We start from the raw sequence: 15649 nt of genomic DNA on the forward strand, positions 1-15649 counted from the left end.
GGTGAGCCGGGTGACTGGCCGTCGTTGTGGGTGAGCGAAGCATCCCCCCGCTAGCCCGCCGTTACCAGGGGCCGCTGCAAAACCTGCGTTCAGCAGGGCTGTGAACATTCCTGCTGAACAGGGTCTCAGACGCCGTAAAGCCAACTGACCGGCGGCCCGTTGCCGCCCGGTTACTGCAATGAGGATACTATGCTTCGTCGTTTTTTTAGCTATTACGCGCCGTACAAGAAACTGTTTATGATCGATTTCGGCTGTGCCGTGCTGGCCGGCCTGCTGGAGCTGGCGTTCCCGATGGCGGTGCGCACCTTTATTGATAAGCTGCTGCCCGCTCAGGACTGGCCGCTGATCGTGATCGCCGCCCTGGCGCTGCTGGCGATCTATCTGATCAACACCGGCCTGATGGCGATCGTTAACTACTGGGGACACGCGCTGGGCGTCGGCATTGAGACCGATATGCGCCAGCAGGCGTTTTCCCATCTGCAAAAGCTGTCGCTGCGCTACTACGACAACACGAAAACCGGCCATATTATCACCCACGTGACGAAGGATCTGGAGGAGGTGGGAGAAATTGCCCACCACGGGCCGGAAGATCTGTTCCTGGCGATCATGACCTTTATCGGTGCCTTTATTCTGATGGCCAGCGTGCATCTGCCGCTGGCGCTGATCACCCTGGTGATCGTGCCCGGCATGTCGTGGCTGGTCAGCCGTCACGGTTCACAGATGGCGGAGACCTGGCGCAAGCTGTTCAGCCAGGTGGGTAATTTTAATACGCGTATTGAAGAGAGCATTGGTGGTATCCGCGTGGTGAAGGCCTTTGCCAACGAGCAGAAGGAGGAAGCGCTGTTCGCCGATGATAACGCCAGCTACCGCACCACCAAGCTGCGCGCTTACCGCATTATGACCACCAGTATGACCCTCAGCTACCTGAGCACCCGGCTGGTGCAGCTGATCGTGATGGTAGCGGGTACCTGGTACGTGCTGGCGGGCCAGCTGAGCTACGGTGGCTTTGTCGGTTTTCTGCTGCTGGTGGAGGTATTCTTCCGTCCGGTGCAGAAAATCTCGGCGGTGCTGGAGAGCTATCCGAAAGGCATCGCCGGCTTTAAACGTTTCACCCAGCTGATTGATACGCTGCCGGATATTACCGACAAACCCGATGCGGTGACGCTGGACGCGGTGCGCGGGGATATTACCTTCGACAAGGTGACCTTCGGTTATCAGGCCGATCGGCCAGTGCTCAGTCAGATCGACCTGACCATTCGCGCCGGTGAAACCATCGCCTTTGTCGGCCCGAGCGGCGCGGGAAAAACCACGCTCTGCTCGCTGCTACCGCGTTTTTATGATGTACAGAGCGGCGTCATTCGCATTGATGGCGTCGATATCCGCGACGTCACGCAACGGTCGCTGCGCGGTCAGATCGGTATCGTGCAGCAGGATGTGTTCCTGTTTGGCGGCACCATCCGTGAGAATATCGCCTACGGCCGGCTGGACGCCAGCGAAGAGGCGATCTGGCATGCCGCCCGTCAGGCCCATCTGGACGAGCTGATTGCCAGCCTGCCGCAGGGCATGGACACGGTGGTCGGCGAGCGCGGCGTCAAACTGTCGGGCGGCCAGAAGCAGCGTCTGTCGATCGCGCGGATCTTCCTGAAAAACCCGCCGATCCTGATCCTTGATGAAGCAACCTCGGCGTTGGATACCGCTACTGAACAGGCCATTCAGCAGTCGCTGAGTGAACTGTCCGCAGGCCGCACCTCGCTGGTGATCGCCCACCGCCTCAGCACCATTCAGAATGCAGACCGCATTATCGTGGTGGATGATAACGGTATCGTGGAGCAGGGCGATCATCGACAGCTGCTGGCAAAACAGGGGCACTATGCCCGCCTGCATCAGGCGCAGTTTGCCGCACGGTCACCGAACTGATCGGTAAGGCTAACGGTGGCTCGGCGTACAACGGCCGCGTTGCCGTGAGCCTTCACGCCAGGCCGCCGGGAAACTGCACCGGCAATAAAAAGGGGGCAGCAGAGCACCCTCTGCTGCCCCGGGGTGCAAACCGCGCACCAGGCCACATCACATCATTTGAAACGCTGCACGTCCATACTGGTCATGCCGATATCTTTCAGCTGCTCCTGGCTGAGCCCTGCCAGGATCCTGCGGGTGGCTGCCCGCAGGCGCGCGGCCTGCCAGCGGCGGTAAGGCAGGATAAAAATGGTGCGGACGGTGGCCCAGCTGAATGGCCGGGCTGCTCTGTTCTCGTAAAATTCCATGCTGCTCTCCCCTGATGGCGTCTGAGAGAAATTATGCCGTTAGCCGCCCAGTCGATACAGATGCAAAAATTCTCTTTTATTGCCATACAGAACGGGGGATAGTGTGTCTGAATGGTATTTTTCACCGGCATCTGTACTGGTTTTCAGTCGATGTGTGGAAATGAGAGGATACAATGACGCGTTATCAACATCTGGCCGACCTGCTGGCGCAACGCATTGAGCAGGGGTTGTATCAGGGCGGAGAGCGCCTGCCTTCGGTACGCACGCTCAGCGCCGAACACGGCGTCAGCATCAGCACCGTTCAGCAGGCGTACTACCTGCTGGAGGAGAAGCAGCTGATCACCCCGCAGCCGCGCTCCGGCTACTTTGTCACGCCGCGCAAGGCGGTGCCGCCGATCCCGCCGATGACCCGCCCGGTGCAGCGCCCGGTGGAGGTTACCCAGTGGGACCGCGTGCTGGAGCTGGTCAACGCGCGTCTGGATAACGACGTCTTTCAGCTTGGCAGCGGCATGCCCGACGTCAGCCAGCCAACGCTGAAGCCGCTGTGGAAAATTATCAACCGCCTCGGTCAGCAGATGGATCCGCGGATGCTCGCCTATGACAATCTGTACGGTGTGGTCGAACTGCGTGAACAGATTGCCCGCCTGCAGATCGACAGCGGCTGCCAGCTGACGGCGGATGACATTGTGGTGACCACCGGCTGCCACGAGGCGCTGTCGATTGCCATTCGCGCCGTCTGCCAGCCCGGCGACATTATTGCGGTGGAGTCCCCGACCTTCCACGGCACCATGCAGACCCTCAACGGGTACGGCATCCGCGCCATTGAAATTCCGACCGATTCGGTTTCCGGCATCAGCCTTGAAGCGCTGGAACTGGCGTTTGAGCAGTGGCCGATCAAAGGCGTGGTGGTGGTGCCTAACTGCAATAATCCGCTGGGTTTCATTATGCCGGAAGCGCGCAAGCGGGCGCTGATCGCGCTGGCACAACGTTTTGATGCGGCGATCATTGAGGATGACGTGTACGGCGAGCTGGCGTTTGACTATCCGCGGCCGGCGACCGTTAAATCGCTGGATCTGGACGGCCGGGTGATGCTGTGCAGCTCCTTCTCTAAAACGCTGGCGCCGGGGCTGCGCGTGGGCTGGATCGCGCCGGGGCGCTATTTCGATCGCGTGCTGCACCTGAAGTATATCGGCACCGGCTCCAGCGCGATTCAGGCGCAGCAGGCGGTGGCCAACTTCATTCGTCAGGGATACTACCTGCCGCACCTGCGGCGAATGCGCATGCTCTACCAGCGCAACCTCGAGATCTTCACGCGGCGGCTGCGCCATCACTTTCCCTGCGGCATCTGCGTCACCCGCCCGCAGGGCAGCTTCCTGCTGTGGGTCGAACTGCCCGAACCGTTTGACGTGCACCGGCTGAATCAGGACCTGCGTGAAACGAAAATACAGGTGGCGGTGGGCTCGCTGTTCTCGGCCTCCGGCAAATACCGTAACTGCCTGCGCCTGAGCTACGGGCATCCGTTTACCGATAAAACCGATCGGGCACTGGCCATTATTGGTGCGGCGCTGACGCGGGCGATGGCGGCCTGCATGCCGGAGATGCCGACCGAAGCCGAAGCTACGGACGCGCTGGCGCTGGTGGAGGAAGGCGGGGCCGGTGGGAAAGGATAACCGGCCCCGGCAGCCAGCCGCCGGGCTGACCACGGTTCTACTCTACCCGCTGTGGGCTGCGGGAAAAGCGCGGGTGCGGCGTTATGGAATGCGTATTCAGCGCTATTGATGACGTTGCCTGCGGTGTCATTTTTTTGTGCACGACTACACAAAAAAGAGTGCCGTGACCGGTGTTGCAGGCCTGGTAGCTGAGTAGCCGGAGTCGAAGAGGGCGTTGCCGTGGGGAAGGAAGGCAGCAGCGCGGGTCTGCTGCCTGAACTGAAATAGGTATTCCTCTGGCATCCGGCCGCTCACTACGTTGTCGGGATAGGTTCCGCCAACGTTAACAGCACGGATCTGCTGCCCGATCGTAAGGTGTACGTCCCCCCTGGCGACCGGCCGCTCGCTACCTCATCTGGCCCGGCTCCGCCAGCGCCAACAGCTGGCGGGTCGCCGCCTGCCAGTCGTCGGCCTGGGTAATCGCGCTGACCACCGCAATGCTGCCGACGCCGGTTGCCAGTACCGCCGGTGCGCGTTGCAGGCTGATACCGCCAATCGCCACGGTGGAGATCCCCTGCAGGCGTTTAACGTGGCGGCTCAGCTCCTCCAGCCCCTGCGGTGCCGACGGCATCTCCTTGGTCCGGGTCGGGAACACGTGCCCCAGCGCAACATAGGAGGGCTGCTCCGCCAGCGCGCGATCCAGCTCGGCGTCGTCGTGGGTGGAAAGCCCCAGGCGCAGGCCGGCGGCATGAATGGCGTCAAGGTTGGCGACGTTCAAATCCTCCTGGCCCAGATGCACGCCATAGGCCTGATGCTTAATCGCCAGCCGCCAGTAGTCGTTGATAAACAGCCGTGCGTTGTAGCGTTTGCCCAGCGCAATGGCGTCGGCAATCTGCTGTTCTACCTCATCCTCCTGACGGTCTTTAATACGCAGCTGGATTGTGCGCACGCCGCACGCCAGCAGGCGGTCGATCCATTCTACGGTTTCCACTACCGGATAGAGCCCAAGCCGGGCTTCGGTGGCGGGGAAGGCACCACGACTCATACATTTTCCTCGGTTTTTAGCGTGTCGGCGCGATGATACAGTTCACCGCCCCGGTTACGGAACTCTTCAGGCATCTGCAGCATGCCTATTTCAACTGGCTGTGCTTCGGCTGCCTGGCGGGCAGCGTACTCGCGCACTTCCTGGGTGATCTTCATCGAACAGAACTTAGGCCCGCACATCGAGCAGAAGTGGGCCACCTTGCCGGACTCCTGCGGCAGCGTTTCATCGTGATAGGCGCGCGCAGTATGCGGATCCAGCGCCAGGTTAAACTGATCCTCCCAGCGGAATTCGAAGCGCGCCTTCGACATGGCGTTATCGCGGATCTGCGCGCCCGGATGCCCCTTCGCCAGGTCGGCGGCGTGGGCGGCAATTTTGTAGGTAATCAGGCCCTGCTTAACGTCCTCCTTATTCGGCAGGCCGAGGTGCTCTTTCGGCGTCACGTAGCACAGCATGGCACAGCCGAACCAGCCAATCATCGCCGCGCCGATACCGGAGGTGAAGTGATCGTAGCCCGGCGCAATATCGGTGGTTAGCGGGCCAAGAGTGTAGAACGGTGCTTCATGGCAGTGTTCCAGCTGTTCAGTCATATTGACCCGAATGCGCTGCATCGGTACATGACCGGGGCCTTCAATCATCACCTGTACGTCATACTCCCAGGCGATTTTGGTCAGCTCGCCCAGGGTGCGCAGCTCGGCAAACTGCGCTTCGTCGTTAGCATCCTGAATTGAGCCGGGGCGCAGGCCGTCACCCAGCGACAGCGCCACGTCATAGGCGGCACAGATTTCGCAAATTTCGCGGAAGTGGCGATAGAGGAAACTCTCCTGGTGATGCGACAGGCACCACTTAGCCATGATCGATCCGCCGCGTGAGACGATGCCGGTCAGGCGCTTCGCGGTCATCGGCACGTAGCGCAGCAGCACACCGGCGTGGATAGTAAAGTAGTCCACCCCCTGTTCCGCCTGCTCCAGCAGCGTGTCGCGGAAAATTTCCCAGGTGAGGTCCTCAGCAACGCCGTTGACCTTCTCCAGCGCCTGATAGATCGGTACGGTACCGATCGGCACCGGACTATTACGCAGGATCCACTCACGCGTTTCGTGAATATAGCGTCCGGTAGAGAGGTCCATTACCGTATCCGCCCCCCAGCGTGCCGACCACACCAGCTTCTCTACCTCTTCTTCGATCGAGGAGCTGACCGCCGAGTTGCCGATATTGGCGTTGACCTTCACCAGGAAGTTGCGGCCGATAATCATCGGCTCAGACTCAGGGTGGTTGATGTTCGACGGGATAATCGCCCGCCCGGCGGCCACCTCCTGGCGCACAAATTCGGCGGTAATGTTCTCCGGCAGGCTGGCACCAAAGCTGTTACCCGGGTGCTGCTGCAACAGCACCTCGCTGCGGATACGCTCGCGGCCCATATTCTCGCGCACGGCGATAAACTCCATCTCCGGGGTGATTACCCCGAGCCGCGCATAGTGCATCTGGGTGACGCAGCGCCCGGCCTGCGCGCGACGTGGGCGCGGCCGCTGTTCAAAGCGCAGATGATCCAGCCCGTCATCCGCCAGCCGCTGCTGGGTGTAGGTGGAGCTCAGTTCGTCGATCTCTTCACTGTCACTGCGCGCGGCAATCCACCCGCTGCGCAGCTTAGGCAGGCCGCGATGCACGTCAATCGCCGCTGCCGGATCGCCATACGGGCCGGCGGTATCGTAGACCGGCACCGGCTCATTCTGCTCCAGCGTGGGATTGTCTTTACTGCCGCCTGTGACGGTCGGGCTGAGCTGGATTTCGCGCATGGGCACGCGGATATCCGGCCGGGAGCCAGTCAGGTAGATGCGTTTGGAATTCGGAAAAGCGGTGCCCTGCAGGGAATCAATAAACTGCTGCGCTTCGGCGCGCTGCTCACGGCGTGATGACTTTTTTTCAACGGTAGACATAGCAAATTCCTGATTAAAGGGAAATATGCTTGCCTGGAGGCGGGAGTAATTTGCACGATATCAACGCGTACGGCCTGATACCGTTACAGCTGTTTTACTCTTGTTCCCTTCGCAGGTATTAACCTGATCAGGTTCCGCGGATCCCGAATTAACGGTCTCAGCCCCGAGGGGCACTCCGACAAGAAGACGCTGGTACATGGCTCAACAGAGCGTACCGGCTTTGGGCAAAATGCGCCTGCTCAAAGCCCCTGAAGCATAAAGGGGCCGATCACAAATCACAAGGCTTTCACCAATCTCTAACGATTTCAGGCAGGGCGGGCGAGGGTCGGTTCGTTGGCAGCGATCTGTTTTTGCACGTGATTTTCCATCGCTAACTGGATGAATTTATCTTCCAGCGAGAAGCGGGATTCCAGCGCTTCGCCGACGCCTGAGAGCGCCTGCTGGAACTCAAGGCAGTTATCATCATCGATCGCCGTTTCCAGATGCGAGTCATAAATCTGCATAATGCGGTCGGTATTCGCCTGCAACGACGGGTAGATCACTGCCGCCTGTGCCAGCTGTTCGCTGCCTTCCAGCTCTTTAATAAAACGCTCGTACAGGGTGAAATGGCCGGTTGACAGATAGTCCACCAGGCTGTGGCAGAAGTTATCCAGCGCGTTTTCATCGAGTGCGGTCAGGGAATCCTTGTTCGGCTTCAGACCGGCCATTTGGTAATAGGTAACCAGTAACTGCTTACGTGAATGCAGGCAGAGGTCGACCAGTTCGCTGCAACCGCCAACGCGTGCGGTAAGGACGTCTAACTGGTTAAGCATGTTCAACTCCGTCGTGTTATTTTGAACATCTGACCTCAATCCGCTTTGATGAGCTGAGGAAAATGAGCATTTTATGGAACGTCAACTAACAAGCGTAGACGCTGGCTGGTGGGTTGTCAGCACCGAAAACAAAATTTGGTTACCAAAAGGCGAATTACCTTACGGCCAGGCCGGAGCACTGGGTCTGGAGGGATCCCGCGGATCCTTGCTGGGCGAATGGCAGGGCGAACCGGTCTGGCTGATCCGCGAAAGCCGCCCCAAGGAGTGCGGATCGCTGCGCCAGCTGCTGGATCAGGAGCCCGGGCTGTTTCAGCTGGTCGGGCGTGGCGTACAGCTGGCCGAATTCTACCGCTCGCATCGCTGGTGCGGCTACTGCGGGCATGAAATGCACCACAGCAGGACCGAATGGGCCTGCCTGTGCCATCACTGCCGCCAGCGGTATTATCCGCAGATAGCGCCGTGCATGATCGTGGCGATCCGCCGCGGTGAGGAGATCCTGCTGGCGCAGCACACCCGCCACCGCAACGGCATTTACACGGTGCTGGCCGGTTTTACCGAGGTGGGTGAAACGCTGGAACAGACGGTGGCAAGGGAGGTTATGGAAGAGAGTGGCCTCCGGGTGAAAAATGTGCGCTATGTCGCCTCGCAGCCGTGGCCGTTCCCGCAGTCGCTGATGATGGCGTTTATGGCCGACTATGACAGCGGTGAGATTCAGATCGACCCGAAGGAGCTGCTGGATGCCGGCTGGTATCGCTATGATGCACTGCCGCTGCTGCCACCGGCGGGCACCATTGCCCGCCGGCTGATTGAAGATACCGTGGCGCTGTGCCGCGCGGGTGTGGAATGACGTGATACACTATTCCTCTGAAAATGAGAGAGCCTGAAGATGAGTGAACTGAAGAACGATCGTTATCTGCGCGCCTTGCTGCGCCAGCCTGTTGATGTGACCCCGGTATGGATGATGCGCCAGGCAGGGCGTTATTTGCCGGAGTACAAAGCCACTCGTGCCGTGGCCGGTGACTTTATGTCACTGTGCAAAAACGCCGAGCTGGCCTGCGAAGTGACGCTGCAACCGCTGCGCCGTTATCCACTGGATGCCGCGATCCTGTTCTCCGACATTCTGACCATCCCGGATGCGATGGGGCTGGGGCTTTACTTTGAAGCGGGGGAAGGTCCGCGCTTCTCTTCACCGATTACCTGCCGCGCCGACGTCGACAAGCTGCCGATCCCCGATCCGGAAGGTGAGCTGGGCTACGTGATGAACGCGGTGCGTACCATCCGTAAAAACCTCAACGGGGAAGTGCCGCTGATCGGTTTTTCCGGCAGCCCGTGGACGCTGGCCACCTATATGGTGGAAGGCGGCAGCAGCAAGGCGTTCACTAAGCTGAAAAAGATGATGTACGCCGAGCCGCAGACCCTGCACCTGATGCTGGACAAGCTGGCGGACAGCGTGACGCTTTACCTGAATGCGCAGATCCGTGCCGGCGCACAGTCGGTAATGATCTTCGATACCTGGGGTGGCGTGCTGACCGGGCGCGACTATCTGGAGTTCTCGCTCCATTACATGCATAAAATTATCGACGGCCTGCTGCATGAAAATGAAGGCCGCCGGGTGCCGGTTACCCTGTTCACCAAAGGCGGCGGGCAGTGGCTTGAACAGATGGCTGCCACCGGCTGTGACGCGCTGGGGCTGGACTGGACCACCGATATCGCCGACGCGCGCCGCCGGGTCGGCGATAAAGTCGCGCTGCAGGGCAACATGGATCCGTCGATCCTCTACGCGCCGCCTGCACGCATCGAGCAGGAAGTGGCGGGCATTCTCAACGGCTTTGGCCAGGGTAACGGCCACGTCTTCAACCTGGGGCACGGTATCCATCAGGACGTGCCGCCGGAACATGCCGGCGCGTTTGTTGAGGCGGTACACCGCCTGTCACGCCCTTACCACCAGGAGTAATTATGGATATCACCGCATTACGCACCGAGCAGTTGCAACGGGCAGCAGAAGCGGTGCACCACGATGACTTTGACGTGTTTCCCCCGCGCCTGATTGGCGGCGCTGACGTCGGCTTTGAACAGGGCGGTGAGGTCACCCGTGCCGCCCTGGCGATTCTTGAGTACCCCTCGCTGCGGGTGATTGACTACCAGGTGGCGCGCATTGCCACCACCATGCCCTATATCCCCGGCTACCTCTCCTTTCGCGAAACGCCTGCGCTGCTGGCCGCGTGGCAGCAACTGACGCATTATCCCGATCTGCTGATGGTCGACGGTCACGGCATGGCGCACCCGCGTCGGCTGGGCGTGGCCAGCCACTTTGGCCTGCTGGTGGACGTGCCGACGCTGGGGGTAGCAAAAAAGCGACTGTGCGGTAAATTTGAGCCGCCGGCGGCTGAACCCGGCAGCTGTCAGCCGCTGACCGATAAGGGAGAGTCGATTGGCTGGGTGCTGCGCAGCAAGCTGCGCTGTAACCCGCTGTTTGTCTCCGGCGGGCATCGCATCAGCAACGACACGGCGCTGACCTGGGTACAAAACTGCCTGCGTGGCTACCGTTTACCGGAACCGACCCGCTGGGCAGACGCTATTGCCTCGCGACGCGCCGCTTTTAGCGCCATCGACCGGGGTTAACCGTGCTGCACGGCGGCTTTTCAGGTACACTGCCCGCAGCGCGTTAATACTGAGATCCCGATATGTTACGTAACCCGATTCATCTGCGGCTGGAAAAGCTGGAAAGCTGGCAGCACGTTACTTTTATGGCCTGCCTGTGCGAACGCATGGCACCGAACTACCGTGAGTTCTGTCAGCAGTCCGGCTTTGGCGACGGCCAGCTCTATCGCCGAATTCTCGATCTGCTGTGGGAAACGCTGGTGGTAAAAGACGCTAAAGTGAATTTCGACTCCCAGCTGGAAAAACTGGAAGAGGCGATCCCTTCCGCGGACGACTATGATATGTACGGCGTCTATCCGGCGATTGATGCCTGCGTCGCCCTGAGCGAACTGCTGCACTCGCGTCTGAGCGGTGAAACGCTGGCGCATGCGATTGCCGTTAGCGAGACCTCGATTACCACCGTTGCGATGCTGGAAATGACCCAGGCTGAGCGGGAAATGACCGAAGAAGAGCTGAAGCTAAACCCGGCGGTAGAAGAGGAGTGGGACATCCAGTGGGAGATATTTCGCCTGCTGGCGGCCTGCGAGGAGCGGGACCTTGATTTGATTAAGGGGCTACGTTCTGACCTTCGCGAATCCGGGATCAGTAACATCGGTATAAATTATCAGCATTAAGACAGCAAAACGTGACTTCAGGCCTGAATTGTAGCGCCTTTGGTCTTCACATCCGCCCCCTGTCTGGTCTACATTTGGGGGGCTGAAAAATGTGGCTATCGGTGCGTGAATGCAGGAGAGTGCCAGACACTGGTTTTTCCCTCGCACTTGATGCTTAGCAAGCGATAAATACACTGTAAGGATAACTTATGAACAAGACTCAACTGATTGATGTAATTGCGGACAAAGCGGACCTGTCAAAGACCCAGGCTAAAGCTGCACTGGAATCGACTCTGGCTGCAATTACCGAGTCTCTGAAAGAAGGTGATGCTGTACAACTGGTTGGTTTTGGTACCTTTAAAGTTAACCACCGTGCTGAGCGTACTGGCCGCAACCCGCAGACTGGCAACGAGATCAAAATTGCTGCTGCCAATGTACCAGCATTCGTTTCTGGTAAGGCACTGAAAGACGCTGTTAAGTAATCGCTTTACGGTGAAAGGTTTTAACAGGGGGGCGCTATCGCCCCTTTTGTTTATCTGTAATTTGTCCCCCGCCCGGACTCGGGTGCTTCTGCTGCGGTGAGAAGATGATGGTGCGAAACGCTTTCATATGACGCTGACCTTGCTAAAACGACTTATTCCTTCGCTGATGCTGGCCGTGCTGGCAGGCTGTAGCTTGCACTCTTCCCTGCCTGATTTTACCGCCAGCGGCTATCTGGCCGATCGCGGCGCCGTACGTATCTGGCGTAAAAACAGCGATCCTCAGACCACCCACATGCGGGTGGCGGTGACGCCCTTCAGCAGCGGTGCAGGCGAAACCCGTGACTACCTGTGGCAAAAGGGCAAGCTGGTCTCGATTGAGCGGCATCTGCTGGGGGCCCAGTCGGATGACGTGACGCTGCGGTTTGACCATGATGGCAGCCTGAGCTTTATGCAGCGCCAGCTGGCAGGCCGCCGGGAGCCCCTCTCTGCCGATGCGGTAGCGCTGTATCAGTTTGACGCGCAGCGGATGCTGAAGATCAGCGACGACCTGCTGAGCGGCCGCGTGCTGTTGCAGCAGGGGCGCTGGCAGGCAGACGGCAGCGTCACCGGCTGCGACGGCCAGCGGCGTCAGGCGGAATTTGATGCGGGTGAGCAGCAGCAGATCCTGCGCCAGCAGCGGCTGGCCCGGGGAGCACTGAACGTGGCCTGGCTGGAAGCGCCAGCCGGTACGCAGCTGTTGCTGGTGACCGCCGACGACCTGTGCCTGACCGCACCGAAAGAAGCTGACTTCTGAACGTCAGGACAGCAGAGGAACAGAACGCCATAGGGCGTCCCGCAGCCGCGCTGTAAGCCTGAACCCTGACGTCGCAGCGGTGCTGTACGCCTGAGGCCTGGACCCTGACGTCTGCATCAACGCCCAAAAAAAACGGGCCAGACATGATGTCCAGCCCGCAGGTGTAACGTCCGTTCAGGGCAACGCCCCGTCGGGCTTACTTGCGGTCGATCGCCCGGTAGCCGATATCGCTACGGCAGAAGCTGCCATTCCAGCCGATCGGCTTTGCCAGCTCGTACGCGCGTTTTTGCGCGGCGGCCACATCATCACCCAGCGCGGTGACGCACAGCACGCGTCCGCCGCTGGTGACCACGACGCCATCCTCCAGCGTGGTGCCTGCGTGGAACACCTTACCGTCGGCGGCGTCGGTCTGCGGCAGGCCGTGGATTGCTTCCCCGTTGACGTAATCGCCAGGGTAACCACCGGCGGCCAGTACGACGCCCAGCGAAGGGCGCGGATCCCAGACCGAATCTTTCTCGTTCAGCTTACCGTCCACGGCGGCCAGACAGAGTTCGACCAGGTCGGACTGCAGGCGCAGCATGATTGGCTGTGTTTCCGGGTCGCCAAAGCGGCAGTTAAATTCAATCACCTTTGGCTGGCCGCTTTTGTCGATCATCAGGCCAGCGTACAGGAAGCCGGTGTAGACGTTGCCTTCGCTGGCCATGCCGCGCACGGTTGGCCAGATCACTTCGTCCATCACACGCTGGTGGACTTCATCGGTCACTACCGGTGCCGGCGAGTAAGCGCCCATACCGCCGGTGTTCGGGCCGGTATCACCGTCGCCCACGCGTTTATGATCCTGGCTGGTCGCCATCGGCAGCACGTTTTCACCGTCGACCATGACAATAAAGCTGGCTTCCTCACCATCAAGGAACTCTTCCACCACAATGCGGTGGCCGGCGTCGCCAAAGGCGTTGCCCGCCAGCATGTCCTGGATCGCGTCTTCCGCTTCCTGCAGGGTCAGCGCCACAATCACGCCTTTACCTGCGGCCAGGCCATCGGCCTTGATAACGATCGGTGCGCCTTGCTCACGTACGTAAGCCAGCGCCGGCTCCACTTCTGTGAAGTTCTGATAGCCGCCGGTAGGGATCTGATGGCGCGCGAGGAAATCTTTGGTAAAGGCCTTCGAGCCCTCCAGCTGTGCCGCTGCCTGGGTCGGGCCAAAGATTTTCAGACCGGCGGCGCGGAAGGCGTCCACCACGCCGATCACCAGCGGCGCTTCCGGGCCGACGATGGTCAGATCAATCTTCTCGCTTTGTGCAAAGCTCAGCAGGCCGGCAATATCCGTCGCGCTGATGGCCACGTTCTGTAGCGCAGGTTCCAGCGCGGTACCGGCATTGCCCGGTGCCACGAAGACGGCGTCTGCCAGCGGTGACTGAGAGGCTTTCCAGGCCAGCGCATGTTCACGGCCGCCATTACCAATAACTAAAATTTTCATCTGAGACTCCGTAATTAATGGCGGAAATGGCGCATGTCGGTGAAGATCATCGCAATGCCGTGTTCATCCGCGGCGGCGATCACCTCGTCATCACGAATAGAGCCACCCGGCTGAATAACACAGGTAATGCCGACCGCAGCGGCGGCATCAATGCCATCACGGAACGGGAAGAAGGCATCCGACGCCATGGCAGAACCTTTTACTTCCAGGCCTTCATCGGCAGCCTTTATACCGGCGATTTTTGCGGAATAGACGCGGCTCATCTGGCCGGCACCAATGCCGATGGTCATATTGTCACGCGCATAAACGATAGCATTAGACTTGACGAACTTCGCCACTTTCCAGCAGAACAACGCATCACGCAGTTCCTGCTCCGACGGCTGGCGTTTGCTGACCACGCGCAGCTGGCTTTCGCCGACCATACCCAGATCGCGATCCTGCACCAGCAGGCCGCCATTAACGCGCTTAAAGTCGAGACCGGTCTGGCGTTCCTGCCACTGGCCACAGGTCAGCACGCGAACGTTCTGCTTGGTGGCGGTGACTTTCAACGCGGCTTCGCTGGCTGACGGGGCGATGATCACTTCAACGAACTGACGGCTGACGATCGCCTGCGCGGTCGCTTCGTCCAGTTCACAGTTGAAGGCGATAATGCCACCGAAGGCCGAGGTCGGGTCGGTCTGCCAGGCGCGCTCGTAAGCGTCAAGAATGGAACCGCCAACCGCAACGCCGCACGGGTTAGCGTGCTTGACGATCACACAGGCCGGCTGCTCGAACTCTTTCACGCACTCCAGTGCGGCATCGGTATCGGCGATGTTGTTGTATGAGAGCGCTTTACCCTGAACCTGCTGCGCGGTGGCCACCGAAGCTTCGCTAACGTTCTCTTCTATATAGAAGGCAGCATCCTGATGGCTGTTTTCGCCGTAACGCATATCCTGCTTCTTAATAAAGTTCAGGTTAAGGGTGCGCGGGAAGCGACCGGACGGTTCGGTGGTCTCACCGTGATAGGCCGGGACCAGGCTGCCAAAGTAGTTGGCAATCATGCTGTCATAGGCCGCAGTGTGTTCAAAGGCTTTAATCGCCAGGTCGAAACGGGTCGCCAGGGTCAGCGAGTTATCGTTCGCATCCAGCTCCGCCACGATGGCCGGGTAGTCACTGCTCTTGACCACGATCGCTACATCTTTATGGTTCTTGGCGGCGGAGCGCACCATGGTCGGGCCGCCGATGTCGATGTTCTCGACGGCGTCTTCCAGCGAGCAGCCTTCACGGGCCACGGTCTGGGCAAACGGATACAGGTTAACGACCACCATATCAATCGGAGAGATGCTGTGCTCGGCCATGATGGCATCGTCCTGACCGCGGCGTCCTAAAATGCCACCATGCACTTTCGGGTGCAGCGTTTTAACGCGTCCATCCATCATTTCCGGGAAACCGGTATAGTCAGAGACTTCAGTCACGGGCAGGCCAGCGTCAGCCAACAGGCGGGCAGTACCGCCGGTGGAGAGCAGCTCGACGCCACGTTGAGAAAGCGCCTGAGCGAATTCGAGGATACCGGCTTTGTCAGACACGCTGAGCAGCGCGCGGCGTACAGGACGACGTTGTTGCATTAGGTTTTTCCCTTGGCATTGGATCGCATAGATAAGAGCGTTATATGAAGTCTGCTGTGCTCTCTTCTATATAGAGGAACAGAAAACTTCAGGTAACGCCCCTGGAGGGGGCTTCCATTACGCGCGGGCATTGTAGCGAAAACGTTTGCGCGATGCTCGTCAAAATTGCCGTTTTGCGGCAACTGTGGATAAGTTTGTGCACAAATGCGTATAAGGTGGGCTTTTGCTGGGGATTGCAGCAAACAGATAAAATATCGCAAATTAGCCCTTGTCACCCGTCGGGAACTCCCTATAATGCGCCTCCATCGACACGGAACAACGGCTTACAGGCCAGCGTGTTG

The 15649-nt window shown here is 59.5% G+C and carries 14 protein-coding genes and 1 riboswitch; of the genes, 8 read left to right on the forward strand and 6 right to left on the reverse strand.

Annotated elements, in window-relative coordinates; all coding sequences use genetic code 11:
* Positions 1-189: 189 nt before the first annotated feature.
* Positions 190-1917 (forward strand): ABC transporter ATP-binding protein, encoded by a 1728-nt coding sequence (locus NV64_RS21385; protein WP_056234896.1) that lies wholly within the window; start codon positions 190-192, stop codon positions 1915-1917.
* Between the two features lie 152 nt (positions 1918-2069).
* On the opposite strand, the gene NV64_RS21390 is transcribed toward NV64_RS21385, so the two are convergent.
* On the reverse strand, positions 2070-2261 hold the full coding sequence (locus NV64_RS21390) for a DUF1127 domain-containing protein (RefSeq protein WP_056234899.1): 192 nt from the start codon (positions 2259-2261) through the stop codon (positions 2070-2072).
* A 173-nt stretch (positions 2262-2434) separates the two neighbouring features.
* Between NV64_RS21390 and NV64_RS21395 the strand changes: the two genes are divergently transcribed.
* Positions 2435-3931, forward strand: coding sequence for a PLP-dependent aminotransferase family protein (locus NV64_RS21395; RefSeq protein WP_056234902.1), 1497 nt, complete (start codon positions 2435-2437; stop codon positions 3929-3931).
* 385 nt (positions 3932-4316) lie between these two features.
* Here the strand turns inward: NV64_RS21395 and thiE are convergent, their stop codons facing one another.
* From thiE to NV64_RS21410, 3 genes are all read right to left on the reverse strand, one after another.
* Complete coding sequence (gene thiE / locus NV64_RS21400) at positions 4317-4955, reverse strand: thiamine phosphate synthase (RefSeq protein ID WP_056234904.1); 639 nt, start codon at positions 4953-4955, stop codon at positions 4317-4319.
* Positions 4952-6886 (reverse strand): phosphomethylpyrimidine synthase ThiC, encoded by a 1935-nt coding sequence (gene thiC, locus NV64_RS21405; RefSeq protein WP_101506732.1) that lies wholly within the window; start codon positions 6884-6886, stop codon positions 4952-4954. The genes thiE and thiC overlap by 4 nt, the downstream gene beginning before the upstream one ends.
* 87 nt (positions 6887-6973) lie before the next feature.
* Positions 6974-7074: riboswitch (TPP riboswitch) on the reverse strand.
* Between the two features lie 117 nt (positions 7075-7191).
* Positions 7192-7698, reverse strand: coding sequence for an Rsd/AlgQ family anti-sigma factor (locus tag NV64_RS21410; RefSeq protein WP_056234910.1), 507 nt, complete (start codon positions 7696-7698; stop codon positions 7192-7194).
* A gap of 73 nt (positions 7699-7771) precedes the next feature.
* Between NV64_RS21410 and nudC the strand changes: the two genes are divergently transcribed.
* From nudC to NV64_RS21440, 6 genes are all read left to right on the forward strand, one after another.
* Entirely contained in the window at positions 7772-8545 is a 774-nt protein-coding gene (gene nudC / locus NV64_RS21415; RefSeq protein WP_056234912.1) for an NAD(+) diphosphatase, read from the forward strand.
* 39 nt (positions 8546-8584) lie between these two features.
* Positions 8585-9652 carry a uroporphyrinogen decarboxylase gene (gene hemE, locus NV64_RS21420; protein ID WP_101506733.1) on the forward strand — a complete coding sequence of 356 codons (1068 nt, stop codon included), beginning with the start codon at positions 8585-8587 and terminating at the stop codon, positions 9650-9652.
* Between the two features lie 2 nt (positions 9653-9654).
* Positions 9655-10320 (forward strand): deoxyribonuclease V, encoded by a 666-nt coding sequence (gene nfi, locus NV64_RS21425; protein ID WP_056234917.1) that lies wholly within the window; start codon positions 9655-9657, stop codon positions 10318-10320.
* Positions 10321-10382: 62 nt separating this feature from the next.
* Positions 10383-10973, forward strand: a complete 591-nt coding sequence (locus tag NV64_RS21430; RefSeq protein WP_056234919.1) for a YjaG family protein — start codon at positions 10383-10385, stop codon at positions 10971-10973.
* Between the two features lie 188 nt (positions 10974-11161).
* Positions 11162-11434, forward strand: a complete 273-nt coding sequence (hupA, locus tag NV64_RS21435) for a nucleoid-associated protein HU-alpha (RefSeq protein WP_017803060.1) — start codon at positions 11162-11164, stop codon at positions 11432-11434.
* Between the two features lie 127 nt (positions 11435-11561).
* Positions 11562-12227, forward strand: coding sequence for a DUF1481 domain-containing protein (locus NV64_RS21440; protein WP_056234922.1), 666 nt, complete (start codon positions 11562-11564; stop codon positions 12225-12227).
* Positions 12228-12423: 196 nt separating this feature from the next.
* On the opposite strand, the gene purD is transcribed toward NV64_RS21440, so the two are convergent.
* Entirely contained in the window at positions 12424-13704 is a 1281-nt protein-coding gene (gene purD, locus NV64_RS21445) for a phosphoribosylamine--glycine ligase (RefSeq protein WP_056234923.1), read from the reverse strand.
* 14 nt (positions 13705-13718) lie between these two features.
* A complete protein-coding gene (gene purH / locus NV64_RS21450; RefSeq protein ID WP_101506734.1) occupies positions 13719-15308 on the reverse strand; it encodes a bifunctional phosphoribosylaminoimidazolecarboxamide formyltransferase/IMP cyclohydrolase in 1590 nt (529 codons plus the stop codon).
* Positions 15309-15649 lie beyond the last annotated feature (341 nt).

It is taken from the genome of Erwinia sp. B116 (assembly GCF_002865965.1).
In the GTDB taxonomy this organism is placed as follows: domain Bacteria; phylum Pseudomonadota; class Gammaproteobacteria; order Enterobacterales; family Enterobacteriaceae; genus Erwinia.